The sequence below is a fragment of the Tumebacillus flagellatus genome (assembly GCF_000714935.1).
Taxonomy (GTDB): Bacteria; Bacillota; Bacilli; order Tumebacillales; family Tumebacillaceae; genus Tumebacillus; species Tumebacillus flagellatus.
The window spans coordinates 16,690-35,520 of record NZ_JMIR01000048.1 but is presented as its reverse complement, the minus strand read 5'-3'; the positions used below and the strand labels follow the sequence as shown (position 1 = coordinate 35,520).

Annotated in this window: 19 protein-coding genes; 9 read left to right on the top strand and 10 right to left on the bottom strand. The window is 57.7% G+C overall.

The annotated features are described in order from the left end of the window. Positions 1–40: 40 nt before the first annotated feature. From EL26_RS21735 to EL26_RS21725, 3 genes are all read right to left on the bottom strand, one after another. Positions 41–595 (bottom strand): VanZ family protein, encoded by a 555-nt coding sequence (locus tag EL26_RS21735; protein WP_152559362.1) that lies wholly within the window; start codon positions 593–595, stop codon positions 41–43. A gap of 106 nt (positions 596–701) precedes the next feature. Then, on the bottom strand, positions 702–1,136 hold the full coding sequence (locus EL26_RS21730; protein ID WP_038094280.1) for a CBS domain-containing protein: 435 nt from the start codon (positions 1,134–1,136) through the stop codon (positions 702–704). A 102-nt stretch (positions 1,137–1,238) separates the two neighbouring features. After that, positions 1,239–1,580, bottom strand: coding sequence for a DUF4383 domain-containing protein (locus tag EL26_RS21725; RefSeq protein WP_038094277.1), 342 nt, complete (start codon positions 1,578–1,580; stop codon positions 1,239–1,241). Between the two features lie 189 nt (positions 1,581–1,769). Between EL26_RS21725 and EL26_RS21720 the strand changes: the two genes are divergently transcribed. Further along, complete coding sequence (locus EL26_RS21720) at positions 1,770–4,178, top strand: sugar phosphate nucleotidyltransferase (protein WP_038094274.1); 2,409 nt, start codon at positions 1,770–1,772, stop codon at positions 4,176–4,178. Positions 4,179–4,241: 63 nt separating this feature from the next. On the opposite strand, the gene EL26_RS21715 is transcribed toward EL26_RS21720, so the two are convergent. The 3 genes from EL26_RS21715 to EL26_RS24205 form a co-directional block, all read right to left on the bottom strand. Next, positions 4,242–6,452 carry an S-layer homology domain-containing protein gene (locus EL26_RS21715; protein ID WP_038094272.1) on the bottom strand — a complete coding sequence of 737 codons (2,211 nt, stop codon included), beginning with the start codon at positions 6,450–6,452 and terminating at the stop codon, positions 4,242–4,244. 112 nt (positions 6,453–6,564) lie between these two features. Then, positions 6,565–7,851 (bottom strand): tetratricopeptide repeat protein, encoded by a 1,287-nt coding sequence (locus EL26_RS21710; RefSeq protein ID WP_038094269.1) that lies wholly within the window; start codon positions 7,849–7,851, stop codon positions 6,565–6,567. Between the two features lie 214 nt (positions 7,852–8,065). Beyond that, positions 8,066–9,412 carry a PIG-L deacetylase family protein gene (locus EL26_RS24205; protein WP_152559361.1) on the bottom strand — a complete coding sequence of 449 codons (1,347 nt, stop codon included), beginning with the start codon at positions 9,410–9,412 and terminating at the stop codon, positions 8,066–8,068. A 129-nt stretch (positions 9,413–9,541) separates the two neighbouring features. On the opposite strand from EL26_RS24205, the gene EL26_RS24755 reads away from it, so the two are divergent. Beyond that, positions 9,542–9,877, top strand: coding sequence for a DUF3905 domain-containing protein (locus EL26_RS24755; RefSeq protein ID WP_081857401.1), 336 nt, complete (start codon positions 9,542–9,544; stop codon positions 9,875–9,877). An 84-nt stretch (positions 9,878–9,961) separates the two neighbouring features. Here EL26_RS24755 and EL26_RS21695 read toward each other — a convergent pair whose 3' ends face one another. Then, entirely contained in the window at positions 9,962–10,993 is a 1,032-nt protein-coding gene (locus EL26_RS21695; RefSeq protein WP_274518906.1) for a M23 family metallopeptidase, read from the bottom strand. A 274-nt stretch (positions 10,994–11,267) separates the two neighbouring features. Between EL26_RS21695 and EL26_RS21690 the strand changes: the two genes are divergently transcribed. The 7 genes from EL26_RS21690 to EL26_RS21660 all read left to right on the top strand — a co-directional run bounded on the left by EL26_RS21690 (position 11,268) and on the right by EL26_RS21660 (position 16,214). Next, a complete protein-coding gene (locus EL26_RS21690; protein WP_038094266.1) occupies positions 11,268–11,891 on the top strand; it encodes a DUF47 domain-containing protein in 624 nt (207 codons plus the stop codon). Beyond that, positions 11,884–12,888 (top strand): inorganic phosphate transporter, encoded by a 1,005-nt coding sequence (locus EL26_RS21685; RefSeq protein WP_038094264.1) that lies wholly within the window; start codon positions 11,884–11,886, stop codon positions 12,886–12,888. Before EL26_RS21690 ends, EL26_RS21685 begins: the two co-directional genes overlap by 8 nt. Positions 12,889–13,025: 137 nt before the next feature. Further along, positions 13,026–14,282: a hypothetical protein gene (locus tag EL26_RS21680; RefSeq protein WP_038094261.1), complete on the top strand. Its 1,257-nt coding sequence runs from the start codon at positions 13,026–13,028 to the stop codon at positions 14,280–14,282. Positions 14,283–14,432: 150 nt separating this feature from the next. Further along, positions 14,433–15,221, top strand: a complete 789-nt coding sequence (locus EL26_RS21675) for a DUF169 domain-containing protein (protein ID WP_038094259.1) — start codon at positions 14,433–14,435, stop codon at positions 15,219–15,221. 5 nt (positions 15,222–15,226) lie between these two features. Continuing rightward, positions 15,227–15,544 carry a hypothetical protein gene (locus tag EL26_RS21670; RefSeq protein WP_038094257.1) on the top strand — a complete coding sequence of 106 codons (318 nt, stop codon included), beginning with the start codon at positions 15,227–15,229 and terminating at the stop codon, positions 15,542–15,544. Between the two features lie 11 nt (positions 15,545–15,555). Then, positions 15,556–15,822: a DUF2621 family protein gene (locus tag EL26_RS21665; RefSeq protein WP_038094254.1), complete on the top strand. Its 267-nt coding sequence runs from the start codon at positions 15,556–15,558 to the stop codon at positions 15,820–15,822. A 116-nt stretch (positions 15,823–15,938) separates the two neighbouring features. Further along, complete coding sequence (locus EL26_RS21660; RefSeq protein WP_052036681.1) at positions 15,939–16,214, top strand: DUF2621 family protein; 276 nt, start codon at positions 15,939–15,941, stop codon at positions 16,212–16,214. 56 nt (positions 16,215–16,270) lie between these two features. Here EL26_RS21660 and EL26_RS21655 read toward each other — a convergent pair whose 3' ends face one another. The 3 genes from EL26_RS21655 to EL26_RS21645 form a co-directional block, all read right to left on the bottom strand. Continuing rightward, positions 16,271–16,897, bottom strand: coding sequence for a hypothetical protein (locus EL26_RS21655; RefSeq protein WP_038094253.1), 627 nt, complete (start codon positions 16,895–16,897; stop codon positions 16,271–16,273). Positions 16,898–17,118: 221 nt separating this feature from the next. Beyond that, a complete protein-coding gene (locus EL26_RS21650) occupies positions 17,119–17,964 on the bottom strand; it encodes a zinc metalloprotease HtpX (protein WP_038094251.1) in 846 nt (281 codons plus the stop codon). A 232-nt stretch (positions 17,965–18,196) separates the two neighbouring features. Further along, complete coding sequence (locus tag EL26_RS21645) at positions 18,197–18,757, bottom strand: manganese efflux pump MntP (protein WP_038094249.1); 561 nt, start codon at positions 18,755–18,757, stop codon at positions 18,197–18,199. Positions 18,758–18,831 lie beyond the last annotated feature (74 nt).

Genomic DNA, 18,831 nt, shown 5'->3' with positions numbered 1-18,831 from the left:
ACAAGCTGACGCCTCGTGAGTACAGGCGCCAGCTTGCGGTTTAAGGTCTTTTTTCACTGTCTACCAAATGGGGTCTTGACCACGACAGACGGGAGAGCTTTTTTGCACGGCGGCGTTTGGCTTGCCGTCTCTGCCATGCTCCAAGGATCAACAGCGCGAGCACCACGCCCACCGAGTCCATGCCGACGTCGATCGGGTGCCCCGTGCGGTTGGGCACAAACGTCTGGTGCCACTCGTCGCTTGCGGCGTACAGCACGGCCGTCACCGCCGCCAGCACGTAGACCGCAAAGCGGGACAACTTCGTCGACGCATACGTCTGCCACAGAAAAAAGCAGAGGATGAAGTACTCGGTGATATGAGCGCCCTTGCGGATGAAAAACTCCACAAACCCGTACGGTTTCAGATACGTCACCGCATCCCCGTCGTATGTAAACCGGGCGTGCGGCAAGAGCCCAAGCAGCGTCTCTTCGGAAATCAACGTGGACATCCACGGCTTGAGGTCTTGCTGGGCGTACGGTTGCGACGACTTCCAGAAGATCACGCCCATCCAAATCAAACTGAGCAGCAAGAAAAAACGAAACCGCTTGTTCGCCACGCAACGCACCACCCCTCTTGTGATTCCCTTATTTTGTCAGATATGAAGCAAATGGACAAGACCCGTTGCGGGCCTTGTCCATTTTTTCGGGTGCAAGTGTGAGAAACTAGTGCAACTCCGGGCTTGCCGGTTCGGAGATTTCGCTGAGCGCAAAGCCCGCTTCGTTCTCGTGGATGCCGACGACCGCCAAGTCGCCGATCGCCACGATGCCGACCAGACGCTCTTTTTCCACGACCGGGAGACGGCGGATTTGGTGCTGCGCCATCAGGTCGGCCGCTTCTTGCGCCGTCATGTCCGGGTTGCAAGTGACGACGGCGGGAGACAGGCACTCGTTGATCTTCGTGCTGTTGATGTCCATGCCCTTGGCGACGGCGCGCACGACGATGTCGCGGTCGGTGATGACGCCTTCCAGATGATCGCCTTGGTTCGCCACCGGGATGATCCCGACGTCGAGGTCTGCCATCATCTGCGCCGCTTCTTGGAGCGTGTGCTCGCGTTTCAGGGTCTTCACGTCGCGGGTCATGAGTTCACGGATTTTCATCGAATCGCCTCCTCATGAAGTGTGGGGTCAAGAAAAAAAGCCGCCGGGACTCTCATCCCAACAGCGTTTAGTATGCCTCGGTCCCTTCGACTTATGCCCGGTCTACGCTTGCGGGGAAGACTTGGCAAACACGGCAAACGCACCCCATGCGCCAAGCAGGACGTGCAGCAAGTTCTCCGTGGATTCCATGTGCACAACGCCCAAGTCCGGGAAGAAAAAGCCGAGAATCCCCGCAAACAGAAAAATCGGGCCGGTGATCTGCGCAAACCACTTCGCGGCGCCGTCGCGCTGACTGGCGGCGATGCCGAGAATCCCCAACACGAGATAGACGATGTTGTGCACGGTGTCAAATTGAATGAGGCCGAGGAGATCCGTCACCAAGAAGCCGACGATCCCCAGCAGCAAGCACACCCACCCTGCCGCGCGGGCAAACGTCTTCGCCATCGAGTTTCCCTCCTTTGCATGAACTTGTCAGATGCGGTTACTTCACAGGTATGCGGGAGTTGTCCTCCGTAGACCCGTTCTAGAGTCTCGACACAATTCATAAAAAAAGAACAAGAACTGTGTTCGTCCGCGTGTCGGGACATTTCCTGCCGGGCGGCGAAATCGTACCAAATAGGTGGAGGGAATTAGATGAAAGCAGTGATTTTGGCCGGTGGCAAAGGAAGCAGACTGAGACCTCTGACGTGCAACAAACCCAAACCGATGGTGCCGCTGTTGGGGCGCCCGTGCATGGCGTACACCCTCGACCTGTTGCGTCGCACGGGAATTTTGGACATCGGGGTGACGTTGCAGTACATGCCGGATTCGATCCGCCATTACTTTGGAGACGGTCATGAACACGGGGTGCGCATGCGGTACTTTGAAGAAACGTCGCCGCTTGGCACCGCCGGTTCTGTCAAAAACGCCGAAGGGTTTCTCGACGAAACGTTCGTTGTTATCTCCGGCGACGCGCTGACCGATTTTTATTTGACGGACGCCATTCGCTGTCACAAGCAAAAAGGGTCGCTTGCCACCATCGTCCTCACCCGTGTGGAAACCCCGCTGGAGTACGGGGTGGCGATCACGGAACCGGACGGGCGAATCTTGCGTTTTTTGGAAAAGCCGTCGTGGGGGGAAGTGTTCAGCGACACGGTGAACACGGGCATTTATATCTTTGAACGGGAGATTCTCGATTTTATCCCGCATGATCAGGAGTTTGATTTCAGCAAAGATCTGTTTCCGCACTTGATGAACAACGGACACGACATCTACGGCTATGTGGCGGACGGGTACTGGTCGGACATCGGCAACCTCGCGCAATACCGCCAAACGCAATTTGACATGTTGGAGGGGCGCGTGAACGTGGACATCCACGGGCAGCGCGTGGCCCCGCGCGTCTGGATCGGGCAAGGCGTGCGCATGGCGGACGACGTGCGGCTGGAGGAGCCGTGTTACATCGGACGCGAGACGGTGATCGGAGCAGGCGCGGCGATCGGGCCGTACACCGTGATCGGAGAGGGCAACGTCTTGCAAGAAGACGCGTCGCTGAAGCGGACGGTGATTTGGAACCACAACTACATCGGCGAAGGCGTGGAGCTGCGCGGAGCCACGCTCTGTTCGCAAACGTGCTTGGAGCCGCACGCCGCCGTGTTTGAGGGAGCGGTGATCGGCGACGGCTGCTCGATCGGATCGAAAGCGGTGGTGAAGCCGCAAGTGAAACTCTGGCCCAAAAAGCGCGTCCAAGAGGGCGTGACGGCGCACACCTCGCTGATTTGGGGCGAGAAATTGGAGAAGCACCTGTTTGGCATGCGCGGCGTGCAGGGCATCTGCAACGTGGATCTTACGCCCGACTTCGCCGGCAAATTGGCGTCGGCGTACGGCGCGACGCTGCCGTTTGGCGCGCGCATTGCGATTTCCTGCGACGCCGACCCGTTCGCTTGCTTGATCAAGCGGGCGTTTGCGGCGGGCCTGCACAGCGCGGGCGTGCACACGGTCGACGGCGGCGCGATGACGACGCCGATGCTGCGCTATGCGGTGCGCATGCACGGCGTGCAAGGCGGAGTGCACGTGCGGCGCTTCGGCGACCCCGGCGACGACCGCTTGCTGATCGAGTTTATCGACGGGATGGGCCTCAACCTCGACAAAGGCTTGGAGCGCAAAATTGAGAACGCGTTCTACCAAGAGGATTTCCGCCGCGCCAACTCGCGCAACATCGGGCTTGCCGAAACGTGCAGCCGGATGCGCCGCGAGTACGCCGCCGACCTGTTGCGCCAAGTGGAGCGCGAGTTGATCAAGCGCGCCGAATTCCGCATCGCCGTGCAGTACGACGATGCGGTGCAGGGCGAAGTGTTGCCCGAGCTGCTTGAAGAGCTCGGGTGTACCGTGCACGTGTTGGAGTCGGACGAAACGGCGCTTGGCGAACTGCAAGCGCTGGTGGCGGGAGGCACCTGTCATTTCGGCGTGCGCTTGGACGGCAACGGAGAGCGCATCGCGCTGGTCACGGAAAAAGGCACGATGATCGAAGACGACCTGCTCTTGGCGCTGCAAGTGCTTGTCCACTTCTCCGCCGGGCGGCACCAAGTCGCCGTGCCGGTGACCGCGCCCACGATCGTCGAACTGCTCGCCGAACAGTTCGGCGGCGCTGTCGTGCGCACGAAAGCGAACCCGCGTTCGCTGATGGAGCCGATGCAAGAAGAGCCGTTTCCGATTCTCTACGACGCGCTCTATACGCTGGTGCGCGTGATGGGCGCGATGGCGAAAAGCGGCCTGACGCTCTCCGAACTGCTCGAAGGCATCCCGCACTTCCACATCTTGCGCTGCGAAGTGCCGTGCCCGTGGGAAGAGAAAGGCAAAGTGATGCGCCTCTTGATCGAAGAGACCAAGGGCGAGACGGTGGAGTTGCTCGACGGGATCAAAGTGTTCACCGAAGGAGGCTGGACGCTGATCCTTCCCGATTCCGACGGCCCGTTGTTCCAAGTCTACGCCCAAGGCGTGACGAAGCAAAAAGCGGAAGAGCTCGCCGACGCGTTCGCCGAGAAGATTCGCGATTACCAAGTGTGACAGGTGTATTTTCCAAAAAAAGAAAGCGTGCGCCGCGAGAGTGCGGCACACGCTTTTTCCTTTTTACTTGTAGAGCGGAGTCGGGTCGTTCGGCTGCAGCTTGAGAATGGCGGTGCAAGCTTCCGCGAGGGTGATGTTGCCGTTGGGAAGGAATTTGTTGTCCGAACCTTGCATCACGCCAAGAGCGGTGAGAATCGCGACCGAGCCGACCGCATAAGGCGCTACATCGCCGCGGTCCACGTAAGGCAAGGTGAAAATCTCATCGTGCTTCGCGAGTTCTTGGTAGTGCAGCACGCGGGTGAAAACGGCCGCCGCTTCTTGGCGGGAGATGGCGTCGTTCGGACGGAACGTCTTGTCTTTGGCGATCCATCCGAAGAACACGGCCGTCTCGACGTTGTTGAAGTACTTCGAATCGGTCGGCACGTCTTCAAATGTCGGCTTGTCGGTCGTGGTGAGCCCGACGCGGTAGGAGGTCAGCAGACGAATGAATTCCGCGCGCGAGATCGTTTGATCCGGATTCGCTTTGCCGTCTTGCAGTTCCAACAAGCTGCGGTCTGCAAATTGGGTGAGCGCCGCTTCCGCCCAGTGTCCTTTGACATCGGACGGCGAGACCGGAGGTGTGGTTTGCGCTCTGACCGTGTCGACAAATTCGCCGGTGTGGGCGTTGACATAGCTGGTCGGCATCCACTCCGTGACCGGGGACCAGACCAACATCGGCTTGGTCGACGGCGTGCCGTCCGCCAAGACCGGGAAATAGTAGGAGAGGCGCAGCGGGCGGTTTTTGATGTAGATCTCGGTCGCTTGTTGCTTGGAGATCGCGCCGTCCGGTTTCGCATAGACGATGCGTTCGCTTCCGTACGGATTCGTTGCACCGAAAAAGTTTTGCACGTTGCCGTTCGCGTCGAAGAGAATTTGGATGCCGGACTCGGTCGGGATGCCGTTTTCAAGATAGGCGAACGAGACGCCCTTGCCGTTGTTTTGGTCAGGGAATTTCGGATTGTTCGGCATGTTGGTGACGCTTAGCAACGCGATCGCGCCCAAGCGGTTGGGGTAGAGTTTTTTGACCAGTGCCAGCGCTTTCTCTCTGGCTTGGTCATCGGTCAGGGACGAGCCGGACGACGGATTGCCGGACGGTGAGCCGAACAGGTAGAAGTTGATCAACTCACCGGTCAGCGCATCGACGCTGACGTTTCCTTGGACGTTGGGAACGCCGGTATTGATGAAGAAGTTCCACGCCTTGGAGTTCGGCCCGCTTTCGTTGTAGCTGGGATCGGTCAGTCGATAGCCCGGTTGCATCAAACCGGACGCCTGAACCGCCGCTTCTGCTTCCTCTTGGGAAAGCGGCGTGCCCCCCGGAGCCGGCTTCGTCGGTCCTCCGGCGAGAATCGGTTGAACGTCTGCTTTGGACAGCACGGATTCCTGCCCCGAGCGGTTCAGCGGCTTTCCGGTTTTGGCGTCGACCAAATAGGGCGTTTGGGGCAACGAATACGAGTAGGAATACGGATACGAGGTGCTGTAGACGAGGCTGGCTTGGGTCGTCGCCGAGCGGGTATCGGTTGTGTATCTCAGGCGCAAGTTCAACTCGTCGCCATAGGTTTTGTTGGCGGTTTCCACGGAGATGATCCCGGTGTCCGCTAACGGGAGATCGACGTCCGTCCAGTGGATGTTGTACGACGCGACGCTCCCGTCGAAACTCAGAGCGAGCGTGATCTGATCTCCAAGCACGTACACGCCGTCGGACGTCTTGCGGTCGTACGTCAAGTTGTACATGTTGTACGAGCCCAAACCGTTGACGTCGAGCGCGGTAAGTTCCGTTTGCTTGAATTCTTCCGGAGCGATTTCCTGCAGGAACGCTTCGGCTTTTTTCTTGGCTTCTTCCTTCGTGAGCGTTCCGCTGTTTCCAGGGCCGTTTTTGGAAAATTGGTTCAGCCCTGTCAGTTTGCCGCTCTTCGCGTCGATGACGATCATGTACCCGTCGCTTACATTCGGGTCGACAGCCGAAAACATCAACTGCCAGCGCGCGCCGATGAAGTTATCCCATTTGTCTGTATCGTTGGAGCGGTACTCCGCCGACGTCACCTTCCACTGCTCTTCGCTCAACTTGACTTTCGCCCGCGCCGCTTGGATCGCTTGTTCCTTGGAAACGGCAGGCGCCGCTTGCGTGCCTGCGTTCGATTCGGCATACGCGGCCGGCACGTTGGCGAGCAGAAGCGGACTGCCGAGCACTGTGCAGGCAAGAAGCGTGAGAGTGGCTTTCTGAAGGCGTTTTTTCATGGATGGCATAACCCCCTGGGCATAAAAAATGGACTCATCTCTTGGATTAGACGAGTCCATTTGGAAAAACGTTACACTTTTTTGCGGGTATTTTGAAAATTTCAAAGGCGGGTTAGAGGATGATACCGCGTTCCTTGAGGTTGTCGGTCAGCGCTTTTTTCATCTCTTGCAAGCAGGTGTTGGCTTTTGCGAAGTCGCCTTGCTTTTGGTAGAGATCGCCGAGCAGTGAATACGTTTCCGCCAATTCGCCGAGCAGGTGGTGCTCACGGAACAGGTCGCGGGCGGCTTCCATCTGCCGGACTGCTTCGTCGAGGTTGCCCGATTCGTCCTCCGCAATCGCCAGCGTCCGCAGGATCGGAGCGGCTTCGCGCGACCCGGACGGGAGACCGGCGAGCGCTTCGCGGCACGATTCGCGGCAGAGATCGAATTGACGCTCTTTCAAGCGCAGGCGCGCAACTTCCCCGTGCACGGAGGCCGCATCCGTCAAATAGTTGTGGCGGGTGTACTCCTCCAAGCAAGCGTCGAACAGCGCCAGCGCCTCTTCGATCTGGCCTTCCTCGCACTTGAGGATGCCGTAGTTGCGCTTGACGTCGATGGCGAGCTTCATGTTCTTCAGCGATTCAAAAATCGCGATGGCGTATTGCGAGTATTCGGCGGCTTTTTCGAACTCTTGAATTTTCTTGTACGAGAGGCCGAGACCGAGGTAGGTGAAGCCGATCTGTTCAAAGTGGTTGCTCTTGGAGAGGAATTTGTAGGCGGCGTTGTAGTAGCCGAGCGCGTCTTGGAATTCTCCAAGTTGATAATGGATCGTGCCCAAGTTGGTGAGAATCTGCGATTGCAGGTACGGTTCGCTGTGCGGAAGATCGTCGAACAGCTCGTACGCTTTGCGCCACTGGTAGATGGCGCGGTGGTACTTCTGGCGCTTCTGCTCGATGACGCCGAGCTTGTTGAGCGCGGTGAGCAGCGCCGGGGTGTTTTCTTTCTCCTTGGCGATTTCCAACACGTCTTGGAATTCGGCGATCGCCCGCTCGTAGTCGCCCAAGTTCATGTAGCAATCTCCGAGATCGGACTTCACGTCGATCAAGTTGAGGTTGGGAGCAGGCTTGTCCAGCAGAGACTCCAGCAGGCCTGTGGCGCGCTCATAATTGCGGGACGACAAAAGCGCTTTCGCCACCTTATGCGCGCTGGTCTGTTCGAGTTGAGTCTGGATGTCAGCCAAAAAGTGTTCCAACGGGGTCTCCAGCTTTTCAGCAATCGCTTCGAGAACTTTATAGGACGGATTGGCTTTGTCCGATTCAATCTGCGAGATCATGCTGGGGGTGACCAAGCCGGAACCGAGGTCGCTTTGGGTAAGTCCCTTGGCGATGCGCAATTCACGAATTTTTTGACCGAGAGACATTAATATTCCTCCAAGTTTAGACGATTTCTAGACAACATTTTACTACTTTAGGAGAGGAGAATAAAGGGGAAATGAACATTTTGTTCAAAGTTTTTATAATATAAGTTACGAAAGGGATACAGTGAAGTTGTAGTTATATCGAATAGTAACTGATTTCTAATATATGGAAATCAAAAAAGACCCGCGGTTGACGGGCCATTTTTCAGGCGAGGAGTCAGCGGAGACGGAAGCGCCGCCACGCCGTGCTGTCGGAGCTGTTTCCCCGGCTGGTGACTTCCGCGCCGATCATGACGGTTTTGGCTCCGTCAAACAACGAGCGGGGGACGTTTACGAGCATGAGATTGCCGTGTTGAGACCATGAAACGGCAGGCATAGGCAAGCGGTACCTCGCAAGGCTTGCGAACTCGTACTGCGCTCCGCGCTCCGGCAGACGTAAGTACAGCTTACATTCGTCTTGCGGACGCAACGGGCGGGTGGTTACGACCGCCAGTTGCACAAGGGATGGTTTGGAGACGGCGAGCAGTTCGCGGATGTCGGCGGAGCGGGAGTGCAGAAGTGTTTTTTGGTCGCCGATGTCGTCGAGTTCAATCGGCTGAAGTTCCCGATCGGGGAGGTCCGGGATCGAGTAGGCGGAGAGCAGGTCGTTGGTGCGCACAAACGATTCCAGCAGGTTTTTCATCATCTGAACTTGCGACTTGTGTTCGAGAATCGCGGCGTGCTTGTCCGCTTCCGCCTCTTTGGAGATCGGGAGGGACATCCACTTCGCGCCGATGTCGGCGAGGCGTCCCGGATTTTGCAAGGGAGCCTCGGGGCGGTAGCGGCGCGGGCTTGGAAAGCGGGGGTAGTGGATCAGATAGTTCCATTCCCGCGCGCGGACGTCTCCCGCCGCGGCGGTCAACACGTATTGCGTGAACGCGGATGTCGCCCAATGATCGCGGTGCACGTCGTGCGGGTCGGGGTAGAGCACGTCGGTCGGCCGGTATTCGCGCAGCAGACGGGTTAAGTCGCCGACGACCGATTGTCCGCAATAGGGAGCTTGCGGGTGGTACGAATTCGCGTACGGAACGAACCGGGAGCCGTTGACCGCTTGATACGGCCGATCGGGGTTCCAGTGGTTCAACCACAGGCGATGGAGGCCGGCGTCCGGATAGCCGAGAAACGTCACGTCTTGCGCTTTCACGCCCAAGCGCCCGACGGCGTGAAGCTCTTCTTGCTGGCGGATGACGCCGAGTCGCTGCATATCTTGGCCTGTGGGGTGCTGGAGGCCGAACCATTGCGCCGCCGCGCCGCGATATCCGTCTCCGTTGGTCATCACGACGATGCGCACGCGTCCGCCGGCGTTCAGCGTCTGCCGGATCATCGCCGCGGCTGCCAGCGATTCGTCGTCGGGGTGCGGCGCGATCACCAACAGCCGCTTCGGCGGCGACTGTTGCAGCACGGGAGCGGCGTTCACCATCCGGGGAGCGGTCGCCGCTTCTGTGGTTTGGCTTGGGAGGAGCAGCATCCCTCCCGCCAGCATCGTTAGCGTCAGACTGCGAAGGATTCCTTGGCATGACGGCACAGCTCCATCCCTCCCGCTTGTTTCGAATGTCGGTTGATTGGTACACACAGTTTTTGAAAAAGGGGTCTCGGTTATTCCCGTATGAAGCGGCGCGGGCGCGGGAAACTACGGGGAGGAGGTGAGCCGACCATGACCAAACAAAACGGCAAAAAAACCACGGAACGCCGCGAGAGCAAACTGCGGCGTGTGGACGACAACGCGTTGAACGCTCCGTGGCGCAACACGCCGCTGGACAATTGGAGCAAAGACACCGACCCGCACATCCTGTCGGGGGACAAGTACGTCGACAACGACCATGACCTCGGGACGACCCGCCGTGAAAATTTGGAGCTGCTTGGAGGCAATCGCAATCCGGTGATGGCTCCGTTCATGCATCCGCAGCACGACGCTTCGATGAACAACGGAGACGACGAACTGTACTACGGCGACGAAAACAACGTCGTAAAAACGGAAAGCGACAAGTAACGCAGAGACCGAACCCGTCGGTCGCAAAAAACAGCCGCGCTGATCGTCCATGATCGCGCGGCTGTTTGTTTTTTATAGGCGGTATTATTTTTTTTTCCTGGAAATCTTGGCTTCGCGCTCCCACTTGCGCAAGTGCGGCGTCGGGTCGAACGCCCACTCGCGGTTGCCGGTGTCGCGGTACATGCCGTAGTGCAGGTGCGGCGCAAACTTTCCGGACGTGCCGGGACGGCCGTAGCCTGTCGAGCCCACGTAGCCGATCACTTGGCCCGGTTTGACGATCGAGCCGCGCTTCATGCCTTTTTCAAACCCGCTGAGATGCGCGTAGTAGTGGTACACGTTGTTGAGGTCGCGAATTCCGATGCGCCACCCGCCGAATTTGTTCCAGCCCGCCACTTCCACCACTCCGTACGCGGTGGAGAGCACCGGCGTGCCCGTCGAGGCAAAAATATCGCAGCCCTCGTGCGAACGCCGTCCGCCCCAACCCCGCGCATCGCCCCATGTGGAGCGGTAGGAATAGTTGTAGCGCAGCGGGATCGGAAACGAATTTCCCTTGACGCTGAGCGTTCCTTCCTGTTGGAAGATGCGGGCGAACCCGGTGATGCGGTCGACGACGATGCCGTCTTGGTAGTAGTCCCACAGCGCGCGGCGCATCGAATCTTCATCGTGTCCGCTGCGGCCGAGGTACTTCGCCATCGTGAACAGCTCGTCCACCGGGTCGAGGCGGTCCGCTTTTTTGTCGTTGTTTCCGTCGAGTCCGATGCCGCCGAACAGCTTGATCGTCATCGGGTTTTTGTCCTCCAACTGCGGGTTGACGGGGCCGCTCCACTTCTCGACCGGCATCTCGATTTGAATCGGCGAGGCATTTTGGTTTTGGCGGTTTTTCTGCCAGTGAATGCCCATTTCGTATTGATTGACGGCCGCGAGGTAATACCACGGCACACGGGTTTGTTTCTCGACCTGATAGAGCACCGGCATTTCCTCTTGGGGCTGTGTCAGAACGGGCATGTCCTCTTCAGCCGCCGCGTCCGTCTCGGCCGCAACCGCCGAAACGGGCGGGAGAAGGGCAAGCGTCAACAACAGCGGCATCCAGAATCGGCACATCAGCCGTTGGTTCATTTGCACTCACCTCGTCGCTTGGAATCCCTCGTGGAAGCAGGATAGAGCTAGTGTGCCCCGTCCTCCCGCGCTCCCCCGCAGAGAATATGTGGAAACGCCTTGGGAGCGGATTGTTAAGATTGTGTAAAAACACGGGTTTTGTCGAAGGATGGCTATTGTCAGATGCACAGGGAACGATAATAATGGGTAAGGGTTCCTCAATGAACTCCTTACATAATGTTTACAGCGATCCTCTTGCACCCGAGACTGCAAATACCCAAGGAGGCCCTTGACTATGCTGCGTTTAGGACCGAAAAACGACGTTTTCTTTGATCTGTTGGAGCAAGAAGTGGACAACCTGCACCACGGTGCCACCGCATTTGTTGAACTGATGGAGAATTATGAGAACGTGGAGGCGAAGTTTGACGCCATCCAAGACATTGAGCATAAAGGCGATGCGATCACCCGCCAGATCATGGAGAAATTGAACTCGACGTTCGTCACGCCGATTGAGCGCGAAGACATTTCCGCGCTGGCGTTCACTCTCGACGAGATCCTCGACATCATCACCGGGGTCGCCGACCGTTGCGTGCTCTACCGCATCGGTAAGCCGACCACCGAGATGCTGGCGCTCTCCCGCGCGATGAAGAGCGCGTGCGAAGAACTGGTCAAGCTGATTCACATGCTGCGCGAACTGAAGTACGACCGCATCCAAGACTCGGCGAAAGCGGTTAAGAAGTGGGAGATGGAATCGGACCAAATCTACCGCCATGCGGTGGCCAAGCTCCTCAACGACGAAACGCAAAGCCCGGTCTATGTCATCAAGTGGAAGGAAATCTACGAGAAGCTTGAGGACGGCGTGGATTTCTGCGAAGACGTGTCCAACTTGGTGGAAGGGGTCGTCTTGAAAAATGCATGACACCGGTTTGTACCTGATCATCGCCGTCGTCATCTTGGCGCTGTTGTTTGACTACATCAACGGCTTCCATGACACGGCAAACGCCATCGCGACTTCGATTTCGACCAAAGCGATGAGCCCGAAAGTGGCGATCTTGCTCGCCGCGACGATGAACTTGCTCGGCGCTCTGTCGTTCACCGGCGTGGCGAAGACGATCGGCAAGGGCATCGCCGATCCGTCCACGCTCACCAACGGGATGTGGATCGTCGTGGCGGCGATGGTGTCGGCGATCATCTGGAACTTGATCACGTGGTGGTACGGGATCCCGTCCTCTTCGTCCCACGCCCTGATCGGTTCGCTGACCGGCGCGGTCATCGCGGCCGCCGGGTTTTCGCAGATCAACTACAGCGGGTTCGTCTCGATTCTCGAATCGTTGGTGCTCTCGCCGATCATTGCGCTGGTGCTCGGGTTTATCATCATGCTGATCTTCCTCTGGCTGTTCAAAAACATCGCCCCGGCGAAGATGACCCGCAACTTCCGGACGTTTCAAGTGCTGTCCGCGGCGTTTCAAGCGTACTTGCACGGCACCAACGACGCGCAAAAAGCGATGGGGATCATCACGTTTGCGCTGGTCGCCGGCGGATTCCAAGCCACGATGGACATTCCTCTCTGGGTGAAGTTTGCGGCGGCGGCGGCGATGGCGCTCGGCACCGCTTCCGGCGGGATGCGCATCATCCGCACCGTCGGGCGCGGGATCATGAAGATGCAGCCGGTCAACGGGTTCGCTGCCGACGTGACGTCTTCGATCGTCATCGGCGTCGCGACGTACTTGAAACTGCCGGTTTCCACCACGCACGTCATCTCGTCCGCGATCATGGGCGTCGGGGCGGCGAAAGGCTTTAACAAAGTCAAATGGGACGTGGCAGGCCGCATCGTCACGACCTGGATCATCACGCTGCCGCTCACCGCAGTGCTGGCGGCGATCGTGTACTGGGTGCTCGGCATCTTCTTCTATTAAGAAAAAAGGCTTCGTCAAAAAACCTTCTGCCGTCGGCGGAGGTTTTTTTGTGTTTTCATGCATAGGCGCAAAAGCCCAATCCAATACTGTGAACGTGTAGAAACATCAAATGCTACATATTGGAGGGACCACCGGAAATGATGAACCAACAACAAATGCAGGGTCAACTGGCCCGCATCCAGCAAAACACCATCAGCGGCAACGCGCAGAACCCGCTCTCCGTTGGATTTGGGATGAACACCCAAGCATTCAACCAAGGGTTCAACAACCAAGGGTTCAACCAAGGTTTCTCGCAAGGCGTTTCCCAACAGCAACTTGACCGCATCCACCAAAACTCGCTGTACAACGGCCAATCGCAACCGGACGGCGCGTACGCAGAGCGCATCCATCAAGCGACCATGCAAAACGGTACGATGGCGCAACCGCAGCTCAACCGCCAAGGCGGGTTCGGCGGTCAATCGACCGGCTTTGGCATGGGGATGGGCATGAGCAACCAAGGCTACGGCTCGATGAGCCAAGGTCTGCAACAGGGTGTTTCCCAGCAACAACTTGAACGCATCCACCAAGCGTCGCTGTACAACGGTGCCTCCCAACCGGATTTCGCAGGCGTAGAGCGCATCCACGCGGCATCGATGCAAAACGGCACGATGGCAAACCCGTCTGTGAACAACTACGGCGGCGGCGCCGGCTCTTTCAACCAAGGATCTTCCAATCAAGGGTTCAACCAAGCGTACTCCAACCAAGCGTACAACCAAGGTTACAACCAAGGATTCTCTCAAAGCGTTTCCCAACAGCAACTCGACCGCATCCACCAAAACTCGCTGTACAACGGCCAATCGCAACCGGACGGCGCGTACGCAGAGCGCATCCATCAAGCGACCATGCAAAACGGCACGATGGCGCAACCGCAACTCAACTCCTACAACCAAGGCGGGTTTGGCGGTCAATCGACCGGCTTTGGCATGGGCATGAGCACGCAAGGCTTCGGTTCGATGAACCAAGGTCTGCAGCAAGGCGTTTCCCAACAGCAGATCGACCGCATCCATCAAAACTCGCTGTACAACGGCCAATCGCAACCGGACAGCGCGTATGCGGAGCGCATCCACCAAGCGTCCATGATGAGCGGCACGATGGCGCAACCGCAATACAACCAATCCCGCCAAGGGTACGGCGGCGGCCAATCCATGTCCGGGTTCGGCATGGGCGGCGCAATGATGAGCTCCGGCGTGTTCGGCCAAGTGATGAGCGCGGATGCAGGGATGCGCGATGCGGAAGGCCGCACCGACGTGTACCCGCAATCGATGTACACCGGCCGCAACCCGTACGACACCGTCAACCAATCGGTGATGAACCAAATGACCAGCCAGATGAACGGCATGGGCCGCCAGTTCTAATCGAACGGTGGACCTCATACGTAAGTGGCACGCAGGCAACTTTCGCCTGCGTGCCATTTTTTTTTTTGCGATTAAACAGGAAAACGATCTACAAAAATCGAACTTAACTCTTATACAACTTAGAATTTTCGGAAGGGGACCCTGCTCATCATGGACCTGCTGAAAAAATTTGCGGAAGAGCTGGACCACTTTGTCCGCACCGACAGTTTCCCGCTCGGCGTTAAAGTGTTCCGCAACGAGGCGGAAGTGCCGGCCAAAGCGAAGCGGCCGATGCGCGATTTGAAGAACCGGATTACGATCTGCCAAGGCATCACGATGGCGCGGCGATACGGCTGGACGCTTGCGATGGGCGCGGAGGACTTGTCCTGCCCGATCGCGTTGACGGCGTTCGGCTTCCAGCCGGTGTTGCCGTATTACGAAGAAGGGACGCTTGCCTGCGGCATGTACGTCGAGTCGCCGGAAGCAGCGAAGTTGACCGAAGCGGACGTGCCGAAGTTCTCCCAGGAGGAGAGCGGCACGATCGTCGTAGGGCCTCTTGGACGGCTTCCGTTTGAACCGGACACGGTGCTCGTCTACGGGAACTCGGCGCAGGTGATGCGCTTGGTGGCAGCCGCGCAGTACAAGCGCGGCGGCTCGATCGCTTCGACGTTTTCGGCACGCGCCGACTGTGCCGACATCGTGATCAAAACCGAGCAGACCGGCGAGCCGCAAGTGATCTTGCCGTGCTACGGGGACCGTCTGTTTGGACAGACGCAAGATCACGAGATGGCGTTCACGATGCCGTATGCGCGCATGGCGGAGCTCTCCGAGGGCTTGCTTGGCACGCACAAGGGCGGCATCCGCTATCCGATCCCGCACTTCCTGCGCTACGAAGCGGAATTCCCGGCCACGTACGAGAAACTGATGGAGCTGTTTCAACATCCCGCACCGAGAGGGTGATGTGTATGAACCAGACGAAGGTGCAAGTCGAAGGACTCCTGCTCACCGACCCATTTCCGTATAACAGCTTTGAGGAAAAACGGGAGATCTACCTCGCGAAATTCTGTCCGAAAGAGCCCTTGCAAGTGCTGGAAGGCAGCCACGTGCAAGACCTCTATCTCCACCTCGGGCTGACTGTGCCGGAAGGGGTGGCCGAGGGGCAGACCGTCACGGCCGTCGGCGTGTTGACCGAGCGCAAGATGGTGACCCGTTCCGGCAAAGTCAGCCGAGGCGGAGTGTTTCAGATTCTCGTCGAGGAGCTCCTGCCACCGAAAACGGAGTAGGAGGAGTACCTATGAAATTTGAAGCGAACGCAAAGTCCCTGTTGGATGAATTGATGGCACCGTTCCCGTTCTTGATGCGGGCGATGGCCAAAAAGATGATCGAAGGCAAAATCGCCGAAGAAGCGAAGAAAGCGGGCCATGCGGAAGCGAACATCGACGATGTCGTGCGCGGCTACATCATCGTCGGCCTCTCGCGCGGCAACGATGCGGAGAAGATCAAGAACTCGCTCGTCGGCAAAATCGACGACGTTTCGAAGTACGACGAACTGTTCGCGTAAGTGAATCTTCACACGGATGTCAAAAAGAGCGCAATCTTAGCGGATTGCGCTCTTTTTTTTCTTGGCGAGATTGGGTACACTAGGAAGGAACCCAAGCCCTCAGGAGGAAAGACAACGTGGAATATACGCAAACTTCGAAACAACTTCTCGATGAGCTGTTGAGCCCCATTCCGTTTATGGTGCGCCCGATGGCGAAGAAGATGATCGAGAAACAAATTTTCGCCGAAGCTGAGAAAGCCGGCCACACCGTCGCCGACGACGAAGACGTCATTCGCGGTTACATCATCGCCGGTGCCAAGAAGGAAGCCGACCGAGATCGGATGAAGAAATTTCTCACCGACAAGGGATACGACCTCGGGAAGTACGAGGACCTGTTCACTGTTGAAGCATAAGCAAACAGACGTAGAGAGCACGCCCGTTAATGCCTACGGAGCGTGCTCTTTTTTGCTTAGCGGGCATCGAGATTCCAATAGGGGTTGCCGTTGAAACCGAAGCCGCGCACTTGTACGAAGCGCGAATCAAATCCGGGGCGGACGAGGAGGAAGCCGCGGCTGTGCGAGACGTCGAGGCGTTCCCTTTTTCCGTCGCGGTAGTTGACTTCGATCGTTTCAATAAAAGGGTTGTAGACGCGCCCCGCCAGCACGCCGTAGCCGTTGTTGATGCCGCTGTTCGGCGGGATGGCGCGGCAGACGACGAGGTCTTGCGCCGGGTCGGTGACCGTCATCGGCCAGTGTGCTTGGTAGAGTTGCACGGAGCCGTCGGCACGGCGTCCGGCGAACGCGAGGCCGTCGTGGTTCGGGATGGAATAGAGCACATAAGTGCCAAGCGGCGTGTCTTGGGTGTCGAGGATGCGGAAGTCTTTTTGCGAGTCGGTCGGCACGGAGAGCGTGCGGAACAGCTCCACTTCAAACGTTTGCAAGTCGGTTTGCTGCAGAGGGGAGGTGGTTCTCCCGTTTTGCGCTTCTTGGATTCTGGCTCCCTCGTTGACGTTGTCGTTTTTGCCGCAACCGGTCAACGCGACCGTCGCGAGGAGCAGGGCGGACAGCAGGAGCCGTGAGAGCTGCGCGAACTTCATGACATCCCTCCTCTTTTTGTCGATAGTGTGCCCGCTTGGTTCGGAGTAAACCCGGAGTGCATCGGGGAGAAGTTGGAACCAACGTATATCGTGGAGCAGTGGTGTTTTTTTCGTTGGTTTTTGTGTACAACTGAAATGAACCGCCTGTATGACAAAAGAGACACGCCTCTGGGATGAGGAACGTGTCTCTTTTTGGATTGTATGCGTTTGATTCGTTTCGTTTACACGCGCATCTCGCGCAGGCGACGAACGCGCTCTTGGATCGGCGGGTGTGTGGAGAAGAGGCTGGCGAGACCCGCTCCCTTGAACGGGAAGACGATCATCAGGTGCGAGGTCGACGGCTTCATGCCGATCGGCGGGACGTGGTGTGCCGCCTGTTCGAGCTTGACCAAGGCGTTGGCGAGCCCGTGCGGGCTGCCGCAGATGCGCGCGCCCGTCGCGTCCGCTTTGTACTCGCGGGAACGGGAGATCGACATCTGGATCAGCAGCGCGGCGATCGGGCCGACGATCATCATGACGACCGTGCCGACGATGCCGAGCGGATTGTCTTCGTCATCGCGGGCGCCGCCGAAGATCATGCCCCATTGCAGAATATCGGAAATCCACGTGATTGCGCCTGCGAAGATCGCGGCGATGGTGGAGATGAGAACGTCGCGGTTTTTGATGTGCGCCAGTTCGTGGGCGAGCACGCCCTCCAGTTCCTCCGGCGTGAGCAGCTGCAAGATCCCTTCCGTGACGGCAACGGCGGAGTTTGCCGGGTTGCGGCCCGTGGCAAACGCGTTCGGTTGCGGCGACGGGGTGAGGTAGAGCTTGGGCATCGGCAGGCCGGCGTTCTGCGTCAAACGGCGCATCAGGTGGAACAGTTGCGGAGCTTCGTGCTCGGAAAGCTCTTGGGACCGCGTCATGCGGATGGCGATGGAAGCGGAGAACCAGTAGGAAATCAAGTTCATCCCCATCGCAATCACGAAGAACAGCAACGCGCCGCCGCGTCCGCCGATCAAGGAACCCATCAGGACCATCAGCACTGTGAGCAACGCCATCAGAAACCAGGTCTTCAAGGTATTCATGTTCAGGTACACTCCTTTTTCTAATGTTGCGTAAGACATGTTGTACCTTGTTATACGCAGGAGTCGGGGAAAAGTTTCAGCCTGATCAAGAAAAGAAGAAAAAAGGAACGAAGTGCAAGTTGTCAGATTGAACCAGCCGGAATCACGTTATTTTACAAGTAAATCCCTCTCCCTTCCCTCGTCTGAATGGCGAGGTTATTGGTTGCTGCTGCAGTGAACGTGAGTTTTTTCTCTACCAAAGCAAGAACACCAGACCGACAATCGTTAAGCAACCCGCTCCGATCAGTTCGGCAGAAGCTGCGTTGCCCCCCATCTTTCGGCCGGACCAGAAGCCGATGTAAGAGGCGAGGACGGCCGCAACCGTGAAGACCAGCGCGATGACGAGGATGTAGTGCAGATGCAACGCCACGCCAAGCCCGATGGAGAGGCATTCCAAACTGGCGCCGAATGCGAGCATCGACATACTGGGAGAATGTCGAGTTGGGGAGCCTTGGTTTTTCTTTTTCTCCCAAGCGCCGAACCACAGATATCCCCCTGTCGTGAAAATCACCAAGCCGCCAATGAGTTCAGAGAGGTCACCGATAAGCTTGTGCAAGTATGCGCCAAGCAGAATTCCCACGATGGAAAACAAAAAGTGAAACAGGCCCACGTAGAAGAGGAACGATTTGAATGTACGGATGTGCAGCTTGCCGGTGCCTAACGTCGCGCCTACAAAAAACACATCGATCCCGAGGGTTCCGGCCAACAGAAGCAATTCGAGCAGTTCTTTGTGTTCGTACAAAAAGGTGTGCATGATTGTCCCTCCATTTCTGTTTTTGTATATGACAGCGAAGAGGGGAGAATGCAGGTACTTTTTGAATCACTCCG